The following is a 21265-nucleotide window of genomic DNA, read 5'->3' as shown; positions in this document are numbered from 1 at the left end:
TGTCACTGGATATATTTATGTCACAACCCACGAATAATTTGACTATCAACTCTCCTCAGTTACCACAGCAGGGAGGAACCATTGCCACGGTTCAAACTACACCAGGCCACGCAGGCCCCACTGGTGATCTGCAATTTTCAATCCCTCTACCTATCAGCAGTGGCCGTGATTTTACACCTTCCCTTGCTCTGCAGTATCAAACGGCTCAGGGGAATAGTCCCTTTGGCGCGGGCTGGCAATTACCCCTACTGTCAATTTTCTTACACACCAAACACGGTACCCCCCAATATAATGGCTCCGATCATTACGTCGGTCCGAGCGGCGAAGTGCTCGAACCAGAGCGTGATAAAACCGGGAATATTGTACGTAACACTCGCTCAAAATTTGGCTCAACACAGTTGGGTGATCACGAAGTAATACGCTATCACTCACGAGTCGCTGGCGGATATGAGCGTTATGAACATTGGAAAGTGTTATCGACTGACCCAGAACAAATATTCTGGTTGATTTTTGAACCCGATGGCACGCTTCATTGCCTCGGTAAATCACCTTTATCCCAAACTAGCGACAAAGGACGCATTGCCGAATGGTCTATCGAAGAAAGTCTGTCACCTCATGGGGAACATATTCATTATGTGTATGAGGCAGAAAACGATGACGGGATTAATACCAGCCTACCTCCGGAAGATGTAAGAAATCGAAGCGCACTATCCTATTTAACTCAGGTGTTTTATGGCAATGTTGTCGCATCTTCTGAACTTTATTGCTGGCGTGATAGCTGGCCAGATAAAACAAATGGGTGGTTGTTCAGCCTCGTGTTCGACTATGGTCAACGCAGTCTAGACACGAGTAAGCCCCCTGAATGGTCGACCACAACGCTTTGGCCTGCGCGCCAAGACCCTTTTTCCGACTACCATTACGGCTTTGAAGTGCGCTGCCACCGTATTTGCCATCAGGTTTTAATGTTCCACCACTTTCCCGATGAGCTGACAGAGCAACCGATGTTGGTGCGTCGCTTGATACTTGATTATGATCAAAATCCGATACTAAGCCGTCTGCAATCTGCACAAGTGTGGGCATATGGGGTAAATTCAGAAAACCAGACTATTGTTGAATCCCATCCGGCATTGTTGCTCGCTTATCAGGATTTCACATTACCTGCAGTTCCTCAGTGGCAAACTCTCGGTCCAACACCAGGGATTGATGATGCCCCCTTCTACCAATTGGTAGATTTATATGGAGAAGGATTACCAGGTGTACTATACCGCTCAGGAACGGACTGGCGATACCGTTCACCTCGACGAGGGTGTGAACACAATAACGCAATAACCTACAGTGATTGGAGCTCTGTACCCTCAGTCCCCTCACTGCAAAACGACAAGCAAGTATTAACCGATATAACAGGTGATGGTCGTCTCGATTGGATAGTGCTACAACCCGGATTGAATGGCTTTTTTACTCTAAATGATGATCAGACTTGGCAGTCGTTTACACCATTTTCAGCGGTTCCGTCAGAGCTGTTAAGTGGTGAAGGCATCTTTGCTAACATCACGGGGGCAGGTTTATCTGATGTCGCCGTCATTGGGCCTAATAGCGTGCGCTTCTATCCCAACATTCGACAGGGGTTTTCTCAAGGAGAACAGACCAACCTTAACGCATTAAACGTACCACTACCAATGCAGAACCATAATGAACGTACTTTGGTGGCATTTGGTGATGTACTGGGTTCCGGACAATCACACCTGATTGAAGTTTCCGAAAATACTGTACATTGCTGGCCTAATTTAGGGCGTGGCGAGTTTGGCGACCGCATCGAATTTGATTGGCAGTGGTCTGGTGACTGTGCTTTCCAGCCTCACCGATTATATATGGTTGATATTGATGGCTCTGGTGCTGATTCTCTTGTCTACGTGCATTCAGACAAGATGACATTATACAAGAACTTGTCAGGAAATGGCTTCGAGTCAGGAAAAGATATCTCTCTGCCTGATGAGGTTTGTTTTGATGATACCTGCCAACTCACATTTGCAGACTTGCAAGCAAGTGGCGGCATGTCTGTATTACTCTCTGTGCCCCATATGGCACCAGCCCATTATGTATTACCTTTGACCGCCCACAAACCTTATTTGATCTCTCAGTTAGACAATCAATGTGGCGCGTTCAGCCAAGTGACCTACCGCCATTCAGGGCAAGAATGGTTAGATGAAAAAGCAGGTAATGACAACGCAATCTGCTCGCTTCCAATGTCGGTATACTTGGTAAAGAAAATCACTCAAATAGACCAGATCACGGGTAATACACTGACACAGAATTTTACTTATCGTCACGGTGTTTATGATGGTGTTGAGCGTGAATACCGAGGATTTGGCTATGTCGAGACAACAGACACTGAACACCTTGCCGCGCTTCAAATCGATACTCATTCTCCTGCACTCAAAACATGTCGTTGGTATCATGTCGGCAATAAAAAACAAACAGCTTCTTATTGGCAAGGCGATGAGAACGCGTATACGTTGAAAGACACTTACTTCGCTGGTTGGACTCCGTCAGAATCTGAACTATGGTGGATTGACCGAGCCTTGGTTGGCACGTTACAGCGAGAAGAAATGTACGGTTTAGATGATAGCGAGCTCGAGGCTAACCCCTATACCGTACAGAGTGTACGTTATCAAGTCACACTAATTCAGTCAGGGATAGACGCTATAGCAGCACCAACGTTAATGATGACATCTGTAGAGCAGCTCAGCTATGACTATGAACGTATCAGTGCAGATCCGAGCTGCCAGCATACCCTCACTATCGAGTTTGATGACTACGGACTACCCCAACATGCGATCGCCATTAATTATCCAAGACGACCTATAAAAAATGGCGTATGGACAGGCATTTACTCAGTCTCCGATCAAGTTGACGTTGATGAGCAGCAGTTTGTGCTTAGATTGAATGAGAGCTTGAACGCTTACCTTCAAGAAGAAACCGATACTTATAGTGTGATTGGCCTTCCCTTTGAAAGCCGGAGCAATGTCATTGAGGGGCAAGAAAAGGATGTACCTGCGGCTGGGTTTTATGTTGAATTTTTCAAAAAGAACCCGCGCATGGTTCCAAATTCAATACGTCATTTTGCAGGACAGCAAAAACGTTACTATATCCAAAATAACGAACCTGTGGGGTTCTCGTACCCGCCGAGGGTCGTTCATGTGGAAACCGCGGTACTTGATGATGTTGCATTAAAAGCTTATGAAGAAGTACTGACAGCAGATCAGTTAATCTCCGAGTTAAACGCGGCTGGATATCAATTTGTTCCTAGGGTGCTGCCTTCTCTAGGTGAAAATGGCGTGTGGGTAGCCCCTCAATCTTACACTTGTTATCTCGGTGCTGAAGCCTTTTATTTACCGATCGCGTCCCGAACAACAACATTAGTCGGTGAAAGTCAGGTTACTTATGACGAATATCACTTATCGGTGACGTCAATAAAAGATGCGGTAAATAATACAACGACCGCGACCGTTAACTACCAACAATTGATCCCCCACACTCTAACGGATTTGAACGAGAATACGCAACAAGTGGCGACGAGTCCTTTAGGAATTCCAGTGAACGGTTCATTCTATGGCACCGAGAAGGGAACGAAGACAGGTTTTCCTTCACTAATCGATAGCATAACTACGCCGCTACATGTCGCAACACTGATAGAAGAAGCCGGAACGACGATACAACAAGAAGCATCGCTGTTTGCCTGTGATGAATTCAGCTGGCAATCGGAAGTACCTATGCCATTGCATCAGGTGGTATTAACAGCTGACGCTTACCCGGACATCAAAAGTCAGAAAATACAGGTTCAGTTAGCCTACAGTGATGGGTTTGGACGCGCTTTACAGCGTTTACAAAAGGTGGCCCCTGGGCTCGCTTATCAACGTACAAACGAAGGTGAATTAGCCGTTGATGGAAATGATAAGTTAATTGAAGCGCACACAGAAACGCGTTGGCATGTTTCAGGGAGAGCTGAGTATAACAATAAAGGTCAGGTGGTCAGGCAATACCAACCTTACTTTGTTGACGACTGGCACTATCTCACTAATACCGCCATGCGTGCACAAGGATATGCTGACACGCACTACTACGACGCCCTTGGCCGAGAGATCAAAGTAGTCACTGCGAAAGGTTTTGAACGCCGAAATTACTATACACCTTGGTTTACCGTCGCTGAAGATGAGAATGACACTTGGTCTGAAGTATCGCCGTCACATTAATCTTCATTACCCCTCATCAACTAACGCCTTAATATCTGGGCGTTGGTTTTTATCTACAAGGAGTTTACTTTATGTCTACATCCAGTTCTACCGCTCTATTCAAGGGAACCCCCACCATTTCAGTTAAGGATAACCGTGGTTTAGCCATTCGCACAATCCAATATAACCGTACAGCAGTAACCGATAAATTAGACTGTTTAATCACTCGCTCAACCTATAATGCAACGGGACAATTAGCATCCTCTTCCGACCCCCGTTTATTTAAACAAGGAATAAATAATATATCCAAAATAAACAACCTGTTAGGTCAGCCTCTACGTGTAGACAGTGTTGATGCAGGCTGGCATATAGCGCTTGCTGATATTGAAGGGATGCCACACAAAGAATGGGATGAATTAGGCACAGCAAGGTATTACGATTACGATGAAAGCTTTCACCGACCGATTGCAGTGCATGAACTACACACTGATATCAAGGATGAGACCAAGCAAGTAACCGAACGCTTTGTCTATGGCGATAGTACCCAGACCAATGACAATCTCAACCTGCAACTTATCCGCCATTACGATCATGCCGGCTTGTCCGAAATCACCAGTATCAACCTAACCGGGCAACCTTTAACACAGAACCGTCAATTGTTGTTATCGAAGAGCGGCGAAAGCGACTGGCAAGAGAGCGACGAGACAGCATGGAAAGATAAACTCAATTCGACAGTTTATCCCACACAATGGACCTATAATGCCTTAGGTACAATGCTGAGCCAGCTCGATGCTAAAGGCAATCGACAACGCAGTGAATATGATGTATCCGGTGTTTTATCAGCCAGCTACCTACTATTAGTAAATCAACCCGAGTCATCAGAAAAAACATTGGTATCTGATATTAAGTATAATGCCAACGGCCAGAAAATCCATGAGCGAGCCGGAAACAAGGTTGTAACAAGCTACACCTATGATGAGCGTGATTGGCGACTAATGCAGGTACTAACAGAAAGACCAGTGAAGGAAGGTCGAAATACCCAGCTTCAAAATCTGAATTATACCTATGACCCAGTGGGTAATATCGTCTCAATCAAAGACGCAACAGAGGCAACCCGCTTCTACAAAAATCAGCGCGTAGTGCCTGAACAAACCTATACCTATGATGCCCTGAATCAGCTTATTACTGCTTCAGGTCGTGAAAACGACGCTCACCCGCAACAAAATTCAACTCTCCCCCCCTTACACGACGCGAGTAATTATATAAATTATAGTCGTACCTACACCTATGATAAAGCAGGAAACCTGCTCACAATTGGCCATAACGGAGCAAACCAATACACCTTGAATATGGTGGTATCGAATAACAGCAATCGGACTGTTCAACAAATCAGTGATAACCCAATATCAGCTGACAAGGTAGATGAACTCTTTGATGCACTCGGTAATTTGAAACAACTTGAGCACAGTAAAGCATTAACCTGGGGGCGCTATAACCAACTAGAAAAAGTGGCGCTGACGAATAAGCAACATGAGGTTTACCAGTATTCAGCACAGGGAACTCGTATCCGAAAACTCTTGTCTGATGACGACAATGAGTCAGAAGTAATTTATCTACCGGGGCTAGAGTTGAGAACCAAGCGTGGCTCTGTGAGTGAAATCTTGCATGTCGTGACACTCATGAACACTGGACGAAGTCAGGTAAGACTGCTTCATTGGCAGGAAGACTGCTTACCATCCGATATACCAAACAACCAGTTAAGATACAGCATGGATAATCACTTGGGCAGCAGTAACTTAGAGCTAAACTGCAATGCAGATATTTTGACTATGGAAGAGTATTACCCATTTGGTGGAACCGCGCTATGGTCAGCCAAAAATCAGACCGAGGCGAAATACAAAACCATTCGGTATTCAGGCAAAGAGCGTGACGCAACCGGGCTTTATTACTACGGATATCGATACTATATGCCATGGATGGGCCGCTGGCTAAATCCGGATCCAGCCGGGACTGTGGATGGTTTAAATCTGTATCAAATGGTGAGAAATAACCCTGTTAACTTAAAAGATCCAACAGGCATGCTGGCTCATACTTTAGTTTCCAAACCTATAAAAAAACTTGATAGTTACCTAACAAAAAAAACCACAAAATATCTTCAGGATAAAGGTAAATCAGTAGAAACCATAAGAAAGTGGAATAACGCAAGAAGAACAGTAATGCTTGGCGTAGGCATTGGAATAGCTGTTGGTAGCTTTGCTGCCGGAGTTGGGGCCTCTATAGGTGTAGCAGTCGGAGTTGGAGCTGCTGGTATTTTAGCTGGCGCAGCTATAGGCGCTTTCGCTAATAAAATAAGTGATACAGCTGCAGGACACATGGCTAATAACGTCAATGGTAAATCAGTCACAATACAAACACTCGCTGGTGCTGCTGTTGCGACATTGTCAGCTGCGACCCACGGTGCTAGTAAAGGAGGAGGACTTTTGGCCTCCGCTGGTGGTGCAGCGTCTGGTGCTTTAATGGGAGCATTAGACCAAACCGAACGAGGCATGGCAGGAGCAAATGCAGGTGGATCTGCAGTTGGTACAGCAGATACACTCTCCGGAGGAAAGGCTAGACTTCCCGTTCAATTCGGTGCAATGACAGGAGGCATAATGGGTGGCTGGGTTCTAGGTAAAACAAAGGGAAGTGCCAGCGTCGGAGAGTATGCAGGAATAGGCGCATGTTTAGGCGGACGTATGGGGCGGTATATTGACAGAATCACATCGTTGTCAGGATTAGTTGGTGAAGTGATGCGTCAATACTCTACAACTGGTGCCATGGCAGCATGGGGAATTAAAAAACTAATGGGTGATTCTGCCGGCCATGGCGAATGGGGTGGTGCTCTTGCTGGCGGCGTCGCAGCGGGAACCTTTCGAGCAGTCGATCTAAACACCGATGGTGAAGCAACTCGAACCACGACGGCTCTAAATACAGCATGGACAACAGTAAATTGGGACAGATTTACAACCGCATTTGGTAATTACTTCAATAGTAATCATACTGAATCTATGGCGTAGCCATAACCCAGATTTATAAAAATAAGATATCGCGGTCTAATACCGACCGCGTTGTTTAAGTTATGCCAATATTGGTTATGAAATTACCACTATTCTAAAGCTTACCAAACACGCTTAACGTTATTATACTGGCCTATATTTTTGCTTTTTTAGGTTTAAAAATTTAAAAATCAACACAAAAAACAAAGGCGCAAATACACCACTAATAACGTCGCTGAAATCATTCCCCCCATCACCGAAATACCGATAGCATTACGGGCGTGTGGGTAGCCCCTCAATCTTACACTCGTTACCTCGGTGCTGAAGCCTTTTATTTACCAATCGCGTCCCGAACAACATTAGTCGGTGAAAGTCAGGTTACTTATGACAAATATCACTTATCGGTGACGTCAATGAAAGATGCGGTAATTGATGCATACTCCCCTCCGCCTAACCGCGCGAGGGGTTTAATTTTATCTGCAGCAATATTTAATCGTTCTTTCGTGTCTGTACTTACCACATTATCATTGATGTAAAGCTGCTTAATTTCAACAAAGATAAGTGTTTGCGGTGCATCTCCAATCTCTTTAATGTCATAAAGTTCGCAGCCATAAGCAATATCACATTGCGTTAGTCTCGGTAGCGAGAAATCATCAAAGGCAGTGGTCGTTAATCCCGCATTAGCAAGTTCAGATTCACCATGCGCTAATGTGGCGGCAGTTTGCGTGACAATGTCAGCTTGATCATCTGATGCAATATGAATAACCATTTTCTTATTTTTAAGGATGTTGGTGAGTGTATCTTTGTTATCACCACTCGGCTTTTTCCCAACCGAGATCATTAACAACGCAGGTTTACTTGATACCGCGGTAAAATACGAAAATGGCGCTAAATTATAGCTGGCATTACCCGAGTCTGTTAGTACCCAAGCAATAGGCCGTGGAATAATCGTTTGTGTCATCAAATGATAACCTTGATTGGCTGAAAAGTCTGAAAAGTTTAACTGCATGTCACTAAGTCCCTGTTATAACAAAGATAGTATCGTGACATATCAGAGGTTGTTAGCCTAGGTTTAATTTATACTTACAAATGACTAGCGCTTGTCTATTTCGCATAGAAGGCGAGATAAAACGTTCTGACTATGAATTTATCACCCGCACCTGTATCATAACCAAGCTACTGAAATTATAGCTATAAAGCTACGTCAGAAAGACCATACTAAACCAGTAATAGGACACTATGGAAAAGAAAAACCAAGGCATACAATCTGTAGAGCAAGCCTTTGATATTATAGATTTTTTCTCTAACAAAAATCACGCAATCTCGTTAGGTGATGCAGCTGTAGAAATGGATATATCTAAAAGTAAACTCCATAAATATCTAGCAAGCTTTCTGCGTATTGGAGTCATCATTCAAGATGTAAATGGTAACTACTGCCATGGGTCAAAGCTGATCGAACTTGGTGCCAAAATCCTTGGTCATACAGATATTCTCCACGTCTGTGAACCAGAATTACAACGATTAAGACTAGAAACGCAAGAAGCCACAGCGCTCGCGGTTTGGACAACACAGGGACCAATGATTGTTCGTTTCCTCGAAAGCCCATACCCTGTCGCGATAAGCTTTAGAGTTGGCTTTCACGCACCATTAACTGGCAGCTCTGTCGGGATGTGTTTTGCGGCATTTTCACCTGAAGAAGCTTATCAGCACCTGTTAAAAGCAGAAACGAAAAATGGTAAAGAACTTATACAAGACTTAGCATCAATCAAAGAGAATGGTTATGCGATTCGAAATAAAGTAAACCCAAGCATACCCGGTGCCAAAGCGATATCAGCACCTGTCTTTGACGCGACAGGCAATATAGTTGCGTGTATTCTCATTATAGGTTTCAAGCAACAAGACGACATTCAAGAAAAAGATATAAAAGCCATTCGCGATACGAGCAAACGACTGTCGCAACACTTAGGTTACACAATGACGAAAGCGGTGAAGTAAAGACGATAGACAACTCGCTTTAAACCATAGCCCCGAATAACCGGAGGTCCCAGTTCTCTACAACGTCGCTTTCAAGGCGACGTTCAACAAGCCTTCTCCATGAATCGACTAATGGTAACTCCAGAACTTTTATAAGCGCTTGTTTGTCTAAACAACCCGTGAAAATCAAGCTCATTATTCTTGCGACAGACCAGTCAGGGTAAGGTCGTTCACAAAGTAAAATCTCATCACCAACGCCGATTTGACCTTCTTCCAACACCCGAAAATACCAGCCAGTCCGTAAGGTATCTTGTAGCTTTAGCGACATATCGTGTTGATCAAATCTTTCGTTTAATTTCCAACAAGGCATACGTCCTTGTGACACTTCCAATAGTGTCGTTCCGATGCGGATCTTATCTTCGATACAAATGGTATGTTCATTCAGCCCCAAGGAACTAATGTTTTCGCCAAAAGCCCCGACCTCTTGAAACATTACATTATCACCGAGATCTTTCTGCCATTCAGCATAGTGTTCACTCGGATAGATATGTAGTGCTTTTTCAATGCCGCCGTGTACACTCAAGTCCCCGACTTCATCGTTGACAAATCCGAGCCTTTCAACAACCAGACGTTCATTCATCACTTTTTTATCTATCGCACTTGTTGACCCTCTCGCATAAGAGATCGCTTTACCGACAAGCACTGCGCCAACCGTTCCTATCTTTTTCATATTCAAGCTACCTCTTTGTTCTACTGTCATGTTACTTCGTCTCTATTCTGAATTGCTTCACCATTTGCTGTTTTGGAAGACGAGTATCCTAACTATTCGTCGGTCGATAAATGGGTTGTGAAGCGAGTACTTCGATACCTGTCGGCGTACTTTTTAGATAACGCACTTCATCATCAGAAAATAATACCTCTCTCTCAAACCCTTCAACGATTGGGAATCGATCCAATACTAAGGCTAGTATTTCTTCCCTTGTTCTGTGATTGTTATTTTCGATTATGACTTCGCAAAGTGGTTTTTCTTCCTTTGTTATTTTTATCTTATATCTCATTATTATTCCTCATTCTTGTTGCTTCAACCTGTTTAGGTGACTAATGACAGCTCACACTATGAAACAGGAAATTCTATTTAATAATATTACACAACAACTATATCAACCCCACCCTAATTTATCCATAGGGAATCAAGTTTAATATAAAGAAACGAATGCAAAGATAAATTTGAGTGGCAATACCTTCTTGATACGCAGAGGCAAATGAATCACCATTCAGGCTCTAACCAAGAGATATAATTAATAAGGCGGGTTTACTGGATACGGTAGTGAAATAGGAAATAGATTGAGTTGAAAGTGAAGCAGAAGTTACGACACAATCGCCATAAAAAAGACCTCCATTGTGAGGTCTTTTATATCGATATTCAGAAGAAAACATGACTATTCAGAGGAATACACTAGCATTATGATTTATTTCTTACAAACCAGTTGAAATAAAAAGATACATAGTCATGTTTTCGATTAAGTTTTTCCATTACCCAACAAATAGAAGTAACCATTATTGGCTAGTTTTTATTGTTATAGCATTACGCATGTCATACCATCTTAACTTCAAATAGATAAAATAGTCGCACTAAGAAAATAAATTACAGGAAATATATTATGAGCAGATAATGGGTCTAGCAAAGGATTTGAAATAAAAATGAAGCAATAAGAGATTGATTTAAAAAATAACGTTAGAAACGCGAAAAGCACAACACTTTTGAAGGATACCCTACAAGCCTCACTCCGGCACTTGAGTTCTCTGCTGCGGTTGCTTCCTTCCGGACCTGGCCGAGTTCACAGAGTATCAATGCGGAGGGACCCATAAGGCACCCATCAAACGTGTTGTGCTTGACAACGAGTGAATTATTAACTATTCACTGATTCTTTGCAACAGTTTATAGCAGTTTTATTCTCTACAAACGCCGATTGCACACTATCCAACCAAGTCGATCGAAACCGCGTCAATTAAATAGCTTTTTTGCTAAGGTACTGACCCATAAACATTGTTGCTGGTACAGGTTTACCATACAGATAACCCTGACCATAATCACAACCTTCATCAACAATAAACTGATCTTGTTCTGCGGTTTCAACACCTTCGGCAACAACTTGCAAGTTAAGCTTCTTCGCCATAGCAATAATCGCCCGCGCGAGTTCTTTATCTTGGTCTCGTTCCATTAGATTCATAATAAAACTACGATCAATTTTCAGCGTATCAAACGAATACTTCTGTAAATAACTTAATGACGAATAACCCGTACCGAAATCATCTAATGAAATGCGGACACCCAAATTTTGTAATCCAGCAATGGCTTTCGCGGCTTTCTTCTCGTCTTGTAATAAAACGCCCTCAGTTATCTCAAGTTCTAGTGAGCTACCAGGTAAACGATAATAAGCCAGCAACTGCGCAATACGAGAAACCAAGTTATCATCACGAAATTGTACCGGAGACATATTAACTGCAATACAAAAGTCACCACCAAAACTCTTACGCCACTGAGCAGCTTGTTCCATTGCGGTCCGTAATACAAAGTTACCTAATGCTAAGATCTGTCCATTTTGCTCTGCTAGATAGATAAAACGATCTGGCGCAACAGCACCTAAGATTGGATTCTGCCAGCGAATTAATGCCTCAGCCCCCATTACTCGGCGGGTTTTAATACAAATCATCGGCTGATAATGCACTGACATTTCATTTTTATCCAGCGCTTCGGCTAAATGCGATTCTAAATAGTGACGTTCACCAATCGCGGCACTCAATTCTTCAGTGAAGAAGTTATAATATGTCCCCGTATCTTTACTCGCACTCATTGCAGCTTCAGCTCTTTCAACCAAAGAAATACCTTTGTCTTCAGGTGAATCCGCTAACGCAACACCACAGCAAACCTGAGCTGTGATCACGTAATCATCAATAATAAACGTTGATTCAAAGGCTTGTGAAAAACGTGCTATCAAATCAATGGCTTGCTCAACAACGTTATCATCACGAACAACAACTGCGAACGCATCACCCCAGCAACGCGCAACCAAGTATTCTGTCGTTAACTGTTGATGAATACGCTGACTTACTTCAAGTAATACTTTGTCACCAATAGCATAGCCATAACTGTTATTTATAGATTTGAAGTTACGGATACCCAAATAAATAACGGCAAGTTCGTTTTCATCATCAACATATTCCAACATGCCATCAATCTGTTTAACTAATGAAAACTGATTAGCGACACCTGTAAGCGAGTCATATTTTTGCTGATAAATAAGGGTCGATTCTAATGCCGAACGGCTATCTTGTTCATGTAATAACGCTTGATTAGACAAGGTTAGTGCCATTGATTTTTTGGCAAGTAAGCTCTGTAATTTACGGTTGGCGTGCAGTAATTCGGCTTTCTCGTAGAGCATAGCGAGATCAGCACTCATCGATTGTTGAAAACGTGCGATAAGTAATTTGCAATGTGGTGTAAATTCATGGATTTTCGTATCTAAGACACAAAGTGTACCAAAAGCTTGATCATTCGGCCAAGTAAGCGGAAGGCCATAATACGCCATGATATCAGCGCTAACATTATGATCAAATGTCCATGTTGAATCGAGGGTAGCGTCTTCAATAAGTAACTCTGTGCGGTTATAAATAACCTGTGCACTGTAGCAACTTAGTTGCTTCGAATCTGATAATAACGGCGAGGTTGAACTAACAGTTTCGCTTGACGAAAAAATTCGAACATCATTGTGGTGAACGCGCATAATTAATGCTGCAGGCAGATTCATAATGCCAGCGATCAACTCTACAGTTTGTTGCCAACCACGAAACATGGGTTCCGGGATCTCAATAACCTGAGTATTAATATTTAGCATGCTACATCTCTGTTAATTACACCGCTCTAAATGACATCGTAAACCTTCATTACTATGCCCTTATTCATCTGATGAATAAGGAGGAATCTGTATACTACAAGAAAACAAAGAGAACACCAAGTCAGATTTATAACAAGCAAGAATTATTATCATTTAGCTCAACTATTCGTATAAACTTGTGACCCACAATTGAACGCAAGCCCTACTTAATTTGATGCAGTTCACATTTATCGTATCTGGTAGCGAATGATAATGTATCGGCCACATGAATTTAGCCAGTTTATTTTGTAAAAATTTATTCATATCATCGACTGATAAGTATGCAACAGAGTCAATAACAGCAATTGGACGATGGCCAAACTCTGCATCTTCACATGAGAACACTAATGCTTGATTAATGAACGGGTGTGAAAGTAAAATGCGCTCAATTTGTTCTGGATGAATATTTTCACCACCGGAAATAAACATATTATCTTGTCGACCAAGAATAAATAATTCATCCGCTAACGCATCACCTTGCGCTATCATGCCTAAGTCCCCCGTGACAAGCCAACCGCTTTCATCAGTAATGGGACGTAACGCACCTTGATAGTAATAACCCATCCCTAAACTTCTACCTCGAACTTTAATTTGTTTGTCAATCAAGGACAAGTCACGATAAGCGAGCAAAGTACCAACACCAGCACTATCATCCGCAAGTTTAGCGGTGACAGTAGAGGCCATCTCAGTCATACCATAACCAGACCAGCAATCAATACCGAGGGATTTTGCTTTATTCGTTAATGCGACGGGGATCACCGCACCGCCTAACAAAATACGTTTAAGACTAATACGATTTTTATCTACATCCAGTTCATTCAAATAGCATCTTAATTGAGTTGGCACTAAAGACGCATGTGTTACTTGTGATAACTGTTCAACAAGGTTATCCGCTGGCGATAACACCAGTTGCCCACCAGCAAATAACCAACGCCAAACAATCGCTAATCCAGATACATGAAACAAAGGTAACGACAATAACCAACTATCTTGTGCCGTATAGTTGAGCGCCGACAACAAACCCGCTGCAGAATACAAATGATTTTCACCACTATGTGCAACAGCTTTGGCTTTCCCAGTTGAACCCGATGTAAAGACGATACTGGCTAGCCGCTCTGCTTGCCATTCCAGCTTAATACTATCCTCAGTACTTGCATAATTGGTTGCAGCTGTAGACGCTGCTATAGATATATTTGACTTTATTGATAGCGTTTTCTTCGAAGGGACACTGAGAGGAGTAAACACTAACTCTCTCGTATTATTGATACTTTGCATGCCTTGTGATCGATTAAATCTAGGTGCTGATACCCAAAAAAACTGCGCGTCGAGTGCTTCAAACTTGTCACTTAACTGTTCAGAACTCTGTTTCGGATCTAACACCACACAGCAAGCACCGAGTCGTAAACAAGCTAAGTATAACCATAATACATCTGGGTTATTAACGCTCACAGCAGCAACAATATGATCTTGTCGTACACCTTGTGTGTTTAACTGTTCTGCATATTCATCCACCAGCGAACTCATATGCTGCCAAGTAAATGAGTACTTACCGTCTATCAAGGCAATAGCACTCGGATTAAGTGATGACCAATGTTGCCAAGGCCAACAACTAAAACTAACTTCATTAGACTCTATGTCATCAATTACAACGTCTATCATTTACAGGCTTCCACAATACGATGCTGACTTGTATTTATATCTTGTAACTTATTATCTGTAACTTGAAAATAACAACGACAGGGTAAGGCAGCTAGTGCTATCAAAGGTAAATTACAGCCCGGATAAGGCATAGCAACTTGCTGCTTAAAAACATGCAAGGTATCTAATCCCGGCGTAGTATCAGGTGTTAACCATTGCGATAAGCGAGCCAGTTGCAATAAACCAAAACTTGATTCAAGGCTTGAACTAATCACCACAGTTAAGCCCAGTTGATGTGCTTGCTCAATAAGATTACGGCAATGAATAATAGAACCAGTCAGCATAGGTTTAATCACAATTGCAGTAATTGATGCAGTTTCTGAAGCATTACATTCCGCGATTGTAGACTTCATAAACTCACCATTTCCCTGCCCTCTCGGTTTTTTACAAGCATCCCGTAGGCTTTCATCCCACGCTAGAGCAATACCTGTTTCACGTGTAAACAAGTAACTATCGTTTGGGCGATGACACGGCTCTTCGATGAAATCGATACGCTGGCGTAACGCCACAGGGATCTGTTTAGCAAACACCAAGGCTGCATCCAATGACCAGCGTTGATTGGCATCTAAACGTAAGCGTAATTGGGGGTATCGCAGTAGTAACTGTCGGGTAACCTCACCGTCATGGCGGGCACCTTTCGCTGTAGGTTGCGTGGCAATTTTCAACTTACATAAGGAGCTCGCAGCAAGTTGAAAATGTTTGCGGTTTATAATTCTAAGATCAGCGGCTAATAGTAGCGCGCTGTTAATGTGATTATGACTATTATGAAGACTGTCGTTATGAATATTGTCGTTATGAATATTGTCGCAATAAGTCATTTTCGGTAGCTCGTCGTCTAACTCCAAAAGTGCCATGCTAAAGCCAAACGCCACCGAGGGATAGCACATACTCAGGTCCACGACGCCCTGCTCTAGCCAAATTTTGATTATGCTTTCAAGTTGCTGCTTTGCTTGCGCTGATGTCTCATCACTAAAACCGGGTAAAGGCGCAACTTCTCCACGCCCCACCTTATTAACATGAGTGCTTTTGCACCGTGCATGCAGTCCAGTACTTTCTTGTAATTTAGCACTATCCTGCAATTCAACCCTTTCTTGTAACTCAACAATCCAGCCTTCACGAACACTAACAGACTGGCCACGTAATATAATGGCACAGTCCAAAGGCAGCTGGTAATAGTACAAGTTAACCTGCCGTTGCATTAACAATGCTCCGCTTATTGATTAAGGATTACGTGGAAATTTAGAGAAATTAGGACGTCGTTTTTCATTAAAAGCATTACGTCCTTCTTGCCCTTCGTCTGTCATGTAGAACATCATAGTGGCATTACCCGCCAACTCTTGTAATCCAGCTTGACCATCACAATCCGCATTCAATGCAGCTTTCAAACAACGTAATGACATTGGACTGTGTTGCAATACTTCACGACACCAACGCACAGTTTCACGTTCTAAATCCACCAGTGGCACAACCGTATTCACTAATCCCATATCTACAGCTTCTTGTGCATCATAGAAACGGCACAAGAACCAAATTTCACGGGCTTTCTTCTGCCCAACAATACGCGCCATATACGATGCACCCCAACCTCCATCGAAAGAGCCGACTTTAGGACCTGTTTGACCAAATTGCGCATTGTCAGCAGCGATAGTCAAGTCACACATCATGTGTAATACATGACCACCACCAACAGCATAACCCGCCACTGCCGCTATGACAGGTTTTGGACAAGTACGGATCTGACGTTGAAAATCTAACACATTTAAGTGATGCATACCTTCATCATCTTGATAACCGCCATAATCACCGCGCACTTTCTGATCTCCACCAGAACAGAACGCATGCTCGCCAAGCCCCGTTAGAATAATAACACCCACGTTTGAGTCATAACGAGCATCAGCTAAGGCTTGCATCATCTCTTGCACTGTTTGTGGACGGAACGCATTACGTACTTGAGGACGTGCAATGGTGATTTTAGCAATACCATCTAATGATTTGTGAAAATGAATATCTTGGTATTCACCTGTGTAATCTTGCCATTCTACGTGTGCGTATAGTTCTGCTTCTGTAATACCAACGGTTGTTGTCATCATAATTCCTAATCTGTTAAGTTTTTATTTAAAACACGTTTAAGCCGCTTTCTTTTTCGTCGCTTTGCTAACTGCTATCTCACTCACGAAATCTCTCACTAACTGAGTCAATACATTTGGCTGATCTGCATGTACGTTATGCCCTGCATTTGATACAAGGCAATAATCCAACTGACTTGCTTGTGCTAATTGCACAAACTTAGGGTCTAACTCACCACAAACCATACGTACAGGAGGTTCATAATTTTGTAATTGTGGTAACAAATAACCTTGCTTAGATAATGAGGTCGCCGCCAACATTTTGCTTATCTGCATACCGCCGTTAAACCCATTTTTATCAGCTTGAGTTTTACAGCGCGTTTTAATCAAAGCGTTTTTTTGAGCCTGAGTTAGCGATGCAAATACCCCTTGCTGATACCAATCAATAAGCACACAGGGTAATTCTTCTTCGCTAAAACGTGTTACCCAACCCAAATCATGTAATCCACGCTGTAATTGTTCAGCACTACTATTCAAACCTGAATGACCACTTTCTAACAGCAGCCCATCGATGGTATACAGCCAATTAGACGCTTGTTCAGTCGCGATTGTCATGGCAATCCGCGCCCCTAACGAGTAACCGACCAAAATAATATTATCGAGTTGATACTGGGCAAGCGTAGTAATGATGAGTTGCTGAACGTGTTGAAAGTCATTCACAGTGACAGCTTGGCTACCCGCGTGTCCCGGTAAATCAATACAGATACACTGATAATCCGCTGATAAATCCGCAATTATCGGTTGCCAATCTGCCGTTGAACCCAGTAAACCATGCAAGAACACCAAACTAGGTTTCGCTGCGGAGCTTTGAACACGATAATTAGCAGGCTCAAATAAGACTGAATATAGAGGTAATTGCGTCTGTTTAGAGATAATCATATTAGATAAAACTTGCATTTTTCACCTCGCTAAACAGCTGTTTGAGTTGCTTGGCGGCTTCCCCGGCTGGCGTTACTATTTCCACCAACAGCGTTCGTATCTCCCCAGCAAATTCACCTATTGGATTTAATCCATGATCAATAGCAGACAGTGCATCCGTTAGTGTTTTAGGTTGAACGTAATCCAGCCCAAACATCGCAGCCGCATGTTCAAATTTAAGTCCATGTGGCATACGGTAAAGCCGCTCTTTTTGCTGCTCATTAACAGGTAACATATCGAAAATTGCGCCACCGTCATTATTCAGTACCACGATCACACTCGGATATGTTGGACTCGAAAATAACGCCAGTGAATTTAAGTCATATAACAAAGAGGTATCACCCAATAAACAAAGCATGCCTTGCTCTTGCCCTGCTTGCACTCCAGCAGCCGTCGCCAACAAGCCATCAATACCCGAAGCACCACGATTACTAAATACAGGCACATTCGGTAATGTCACAAACATATCAAGTAAACGAACAATCAAACTATTTCCAATAAATAAACTCGTCGGATTGGTTAAGGGCGGCATAGTCAAGCAAGCATCTAACATGGTAGCCAAACTAATTTCCGTTAGATTATCAATGTAACGCGTCTCTACCAACTGACGTACTTTACAGCTAGCAAACGTTAATATCTTAGCCCATTCATAACCGTTAGCATCACAATGAGATGCACCAATATCTGCGAATATACGGCTATTTGTTTCTAACGTTCCATTAATTGATACCAATGGCTCGCTTAACTGACGATTCAAATGACCTTCAACAAATAATGTTAACCAAGAGGAAACTGAACTAATAAATTGCTTACAAGTATGATGATAAGGGTCTAACTGCCCCGCTTGATCTGCAATTAACCAATAGTCTTGCCAGTCATGCTGCGCAATAAACTGGCCTAAACGCTTTGAGACCAATCGCGCACCAAATTGCACCAAGATCTCAGCTTCCGCTAACTTATCGTGGCATGCTTGGTTTTGTAACCAAACATCATAATGCGCCCATTCACTGCTGCCACCTGATTGCGAGTCAACCAATACAGGCCAACCCAAAACAGCCGCCCAATATTTAATCTCTTGTATCTCTGCAACTGCAATAGCGCCAATAACAACAAGTCCTTTTTTGTTTACAACGGGCATATTAGTATAAATAGAGGTATATAAATCAGCAGACACCTTCAAGTCTAAAGAATGACAATGTGTAGAATGACTATCGGATAAATAAGTGTTTAGCCCATTGATGCCAATTGAATTGGCTCCTAATGAATTAATCGACAAATACGTGTTCTGTGAAGCTTGCCATCCTGTAATCCCAGCCAGATAATCACTAAAATCAGCCTCACCGCCATACAAGGGTTCAGGGTAAGGGCAATTTATATGAACCGAACCACCCACTTGCTGCTGCACCGCTAAGCTTTGGTCTATGGAACTCAACAGCCATTGCGGTGTAATGGCCAAACTCGGGCTAGGTAATAATAATTCATGACAAACATGGCTTGAGAATAAACCTGATTGTTGAATGGCCTGATTCGCACCACAATTAATTTGTTCGATAGGCCGATCTGCAGTTAATAACACCAGTTTTTCTTTGGTTAAACCACTTTCGACCACTGCTGGTAATAAATTCGCCACCGCAGTGCCTGATGTAACAATCACAGCAACAGGCGCTTGTAATGATTTAGCTAACCCCAGTGCATAAAAACCCAGTCCGCGTTCATCAAAGTGGTTGTGTAAGGTCAGATTGTCATTCCCTTCAGCCGCTAAAACAAGGGGGGTTGAGCGAGATCCAGGCGCGACGCATACATGACGAACGCCTAAACGACTCAATTCATCTAACATTAAGCTTGACCATAAACGGTTTAATGCGGCCTGTATGTTTAAAAGATATTGGTTTGTTATCATGCGCGTTGTAACTCAGGTACAAATGCATTTAAGCGAATATCATCGCAGTCCATATTACAGTTCACTGTCGAATCAGGTTCAAGTAAGGTTAACAAGGTCGCGGTTTTACGTTCTAGCTCTTGCCATTCACTTACCGGGTTAGAACCAGGTACAATACCCGCACCCGAAAAAAGCTGTACTTCATGCCCTAAAATTCGCGCGCTGCGGATCGCAACACAAAACTCACTTTGCTGCAGACCAACATAACCAAGCGCACCGCTATACCAACCCCGTAAAAATGGCTCATTGTTCACAATAAAATTTAATGCCGGTTGGCGTGGTAATCCAGCTACCGCAGCGGTTGGTTGTAAATTCGCTAATAATTCTGCATCATCAACATCTGTAGTAAGGGTCCCTGAGATGTGATGTTTTAAATGCTGCACTTTACGCAGTTTCACTAATTCCGGTTGCACCGATACCTGTAATGAATCACAACGAGGGTCTAGACGCGCCATTAAATCCCCCACAACTAAACTGTTTTCATAACGATTTTTGCTGTCATGCAATAGCCAATGAGCTAAACCACGGTCTTCCGCCGCATCATCACTGCGTGCCGCAGTACCCGCCAGCGCCTCAGTATCTAATTGACGTTGTTTTCGTGAAAATAATAGCTCTGGCGTTGAACCAACAAAATAATCGTTAGCCTGAAGCGCAAATATAAAGTGGTAACACTGCTGATTAACCAGACGACTTTGCTGTAAAAACTGAGCGGCAGAAAGTGGACGATTTAGTGTTAGTTTTGTTTTCCTCGCTAACACTACTTTATCAAAATCTTGTTGTTCGATAGCATTCAACGCTTTGGTGACAAGATGAGACCACTGATTAAATTCAGGATAATGACTACGCGCTTCAATCTTATAAGACAATGGAAGTGGTGTCGGTGCAGGTGTAATTAAATGCGCAAGACTTTCAAGCAATGCTGCTTTGTCATATGCTTGCTGTGTACTCTTTATTCCATCACCGTCGTGAACGTTCACTGAATGAGCAGGTAAATTCACCGATAATTGCCAACGACTATTTTTACGCGTTAATTCAATTTGCGGTAAAAAGTAATAATCTTGATGTGAGAATGCACAACCACCCCAAATACGCTGCTGTTCATTAAGCTGGTTTTTAGCTGTATCAAGATCATGAAAATGGCAACACTGACCTAGGGCGACGACTTCTTCATCGCAGTCTCTAGATTGCCAATAGAATTGAGGGAATAAAATCTGAGCATCAAACCACTCAATCAGGTCGGTGGCATGCAAGGGCTGTAATTCGACCGAAAGACGAGTTTGCTCTGGCTGAGCATGAATAATCAGTTGCTGTAATGCTTTAATCGCAGTTGCTAGTATTAACAAAGCGGCCCCTTAGTAAACTACTACTTAGGGGATGAAATTAACACATTTTAGGTAGACCCAGTTACAAA

At 42.7% G+C, this 21265-nt stretch carries 13 protein-coding genes and 1 other RNA gene; 3 read left to right on the top strand and 11 right to left on the bottom strand.

Going from position 1 to position 21265, the window contains the following annotated elements; all coding sequences use genetic code 11:
* Positions 1-17 precede the first annotated feature (17 nt).
* Positions 18-4250 carry a SpvB/TcaC N-terminal domain-containing protein gene (locus BT797_RS20935; protein WP_075473377.1) on the top strand — a complete coding sequence of 1411 codons (4233 nt, stop codon included), beginning with the start codon at positions 18-20 and terminating at the stop codon, positions 4248-4250.
* A 71-nt stretch (positions 4251-4321) separates the two neighbouring features.
* A complete protein-coding gene (locus BT797_RS20930) occupies positions 4322-7285 on the top strand; it encodes an RHS repeat-associated core domain-containing protein (RefSeq protein WP_075473376.1) in 2964 nt (987 codons plus the stop codon).
* A gap of 373 nt (positions 7286-7658) precedes the next feature.
* On the opposite strand, the gene BT797_RS20925 is transcribed toward BT797_RS20930, so the two are convergent.
* On the bottom strand, positions 7659-8273 hold the full coding sequence (locus BT797_RS20925; protein WP_075473375.1) for a flavin reductase family protein: 615 nt from the start codon (positions 8271-8273) through the stop codon (positions 7659-7661).
* 230 nt (positions 8274-8503) lie between these two features.
* On the opposite strand from BT797_RS20925, the gene BT797_RS20920 reads away from it, so the two are divergent.
* Entirely contained in the window at positions 8504-9259 is a 756-nt protein-coding gene (locus BT797_RS20920) for an IclR family transcriptional regulator (protein ID WP_075473374.1), read from the top strand.
* Between the two features lie 19 nt (positions 9260-9278).
* Here the strand turns inward: BT797_RS20920 and BT797_RS20915 are convergent, their stop codons facing one another.
* From BT797_RS20915 to BT797_RS20870, 10 genes are all read right to left on the bottom strand, one after another.
* A complete protein-coding gene (locus BT797_RS20915) occupies positions 9279-9968 on the bottom strand; it encodes an MOSC domain-containing protein (RefSeq protein ID WP_075473373.1) in 690 nt (229 codons plus the stop codon).
* An 88-nt stretch (positions 9969-10056) separates the two neighbouring features.
* The gene (locus BT797_RS20910) at positions 10057-10296 is read right to left on the bottom strand and encodes a hypothetical protein (protein ID WP_075473372.1); all 240 of its coding nucleotides are present in this window, start codon (positions 10294-10296) and stop codon (positions 10057-10059) included.
* Positions 10297-11009: 713 nt separating this feature from the next.
* An RNA gene (gene ffs, locus BT797_RS20905) (signal recognition particle sRNA small type) lies at positions 11010-11106 on the bottom strand.
* Between the two features lie 141 nt (positions 11107-11247).
* Positions 11248-13134, bottom strand: coding sequence for a putative bifunctional diguanylate cyclase/phosphodiesterase (locus BT797_RS20900; RefSeq protein WP_075473371.1), 1887 nt, complete (start codon positions 13132-13134; stop codon positions 11248-11250).
* Between the two features lie 162 nt (positions 13135-13296).
* Positions 13297-14832, bottom strand: coding sequence for an o-succinylbenzoate--CoA ligase (gene menE / locus BT797_RS20895; protein ID WP_075473370.1), 1536 nt, complete (start codon positions 14830-14832; stop codon positions 13297-13299).
* Positions 14829-16070 carry an o-succinylbenzoate synthase gene (gene menC, locus BT797_RS20890; protein WP_075473369.1) on the bottom strand — a complete coding sequence of 414 codons (1242 nt, stop codon included), beginning with the start codon at positions 16068-16070 and terminating at the stop codon, positions 14829-14831. The genes menE and menC overlap by 4 nt, the downstream gene beginning before the upstream one ends.
* A gap of 21 nt (positions 16071-16091) precedes the next feature.
* Complete coding sequence (gene menB, locus BT797_RS20885; RefSeq protein ID WP_045110885.1) at positions 16092-16958, bottom strand: 1,4-dihydroxy-2-naphthoyl-CoA synthase; 867 nt, start codon at positions 16956-16958, stop codon at positions 16092-16094.
* Positions 16959-16997: 39 nt separating this feature from the next.
* A complete protein-coding gene (menH, locus tag BT797_RS20880) occupies positions 16998-17894 on the bottom strand; it encodes a 2-succinyl-6-hydroxy-2,4-cyclohexadiene-1-carboxylate synthase (protein ID WP_075473368.1) in 897 nt (298 codons plus the stop codon).
* A complete protein-coding gene (gene menD, locus BT797_RS20875) occupies positions 17878-19815 on the bottom strand; it encodes a 2-succinyl-5-enolpyruvyl-6-hydroxy-3-cyclohexene-1-carboxylic-acid synthase (RefSeq protein WP_075473367.1) in 1938 nt (645 codons plus the stop codon). The genes menH and menD overlap by 17 nt, the downstream gene beginning before the upstream one ends.
* Complete coding sequence (locus BT797_RS20870; protein WP_075473366.1) at positions 19812-21197, bottom strand: isochorismate synthase; 1386 nt, start codon at positions 21195-21197, stop codon at positions 19812-19814. Before BT797_RS20870 ends, menD begins: the two co-directional genes overlap by 4 nt.
* Between the last annotated feature and the right edge of the window lie 68 nt (positions 21198-21265).

The sequence above is a fragment of the Moritella viscosa genome (genome assembly GCF_900120065.1).
Taxonomy (GTDB): domain Bacteria; phylum Pseudomonadota; class Gammaproteobacteria; order Enterobacterales; family Moritellaceae; genus Moritella; species Moritella viscosa.
Note: the sequence above shows the minus strand (reverse complement) of the source record. Positions and strands in the feature narration are given on the sequence as shown.

Excerpts from the sequence above, each read along its gene's own strand:
- BT797_RS20910 (WP_075473372.1), bottom strand. The coding sequence starts at position 10,296 with ATGAGATATAAGATAAAAATAACAAAGGAAGAAAAACCACTTTGCGAA.
- menD (WP_075473367.1), bottom strand. The coding sequence starts at position 19,815 with ATGATAACAAACCAATATCTTTTAAACATACAGGCCGCATTAAACCGT.
- BT797_RS20915 (WP_075473373.1), bottom strand. The coding sequence starts at position 9,968 with ATGAAAAAGATAGGAACGGTTGGCGCAGTGCTTGTCGGTAAAGCGATC.
- BT797_RS20900 (WP_075473371.1), bottom strand. The coding sequence starts at position 13,134 with ATGCTAAATATTAATACTCAGGTTATTGAGATCCCGGAACCCATGTTT.
- menC (WP_075473369.1), bottom strand. The coding sequence starts at position 16,070 with ATGCAACGGCAGGTTAACTTGTACTATTACCAGCTGCCTTTGGACTGT.
- BT797_RS20930 (WP_075473376.1), top strand. The coding sequence starts at position 4,322 with ATGTCTACATCCAGTTCTACCGCTCTATTCAAGGGAACCCCCACCATT.
- BT797_RS20925 (WP_075473375.1), bottom strand. The coding sequence starts at position 8,273 with ATGCAGTTAAACTTTTCAGACTTTTCAGCCAATCAAGGTTATCATTTG.
- BT797_RS20920 (WP_075473374.1), top strand. The coding sequence starts at position 8,504 with ATGGAAAAGAAAAACCAAGGCATACAATCTGTAGAGCAAGCCTTTGAT.
- menB (WP_045110885.1), bottom strand. The coding sequence starts at position 16,958 with ATGACAACAACCGTTGGTATTACAGAAGCAGAACTATACGCACACGTA.
- BT797_RS20935 (WP_075473377.1), top strand. The coding sequence starts at position 18 with ATGTCACAACCCACGAATAATTTGACTATCAACTCTCCTCAGTTACCA.
- menH (WP_075473368.1), bottom strand. The coding sequence starts at position 17,894 with ATGCAAGTTTTATCTAATATGATTATCTCTAAACAGACGCAATTACCT.
- menE (WP_075473370.1), bottom strand. The coding sequence starts at position 14,832 with ATGATAGACGTTGTAATTGATGACATAGAGTCTAATGAAGTTAGTTTT.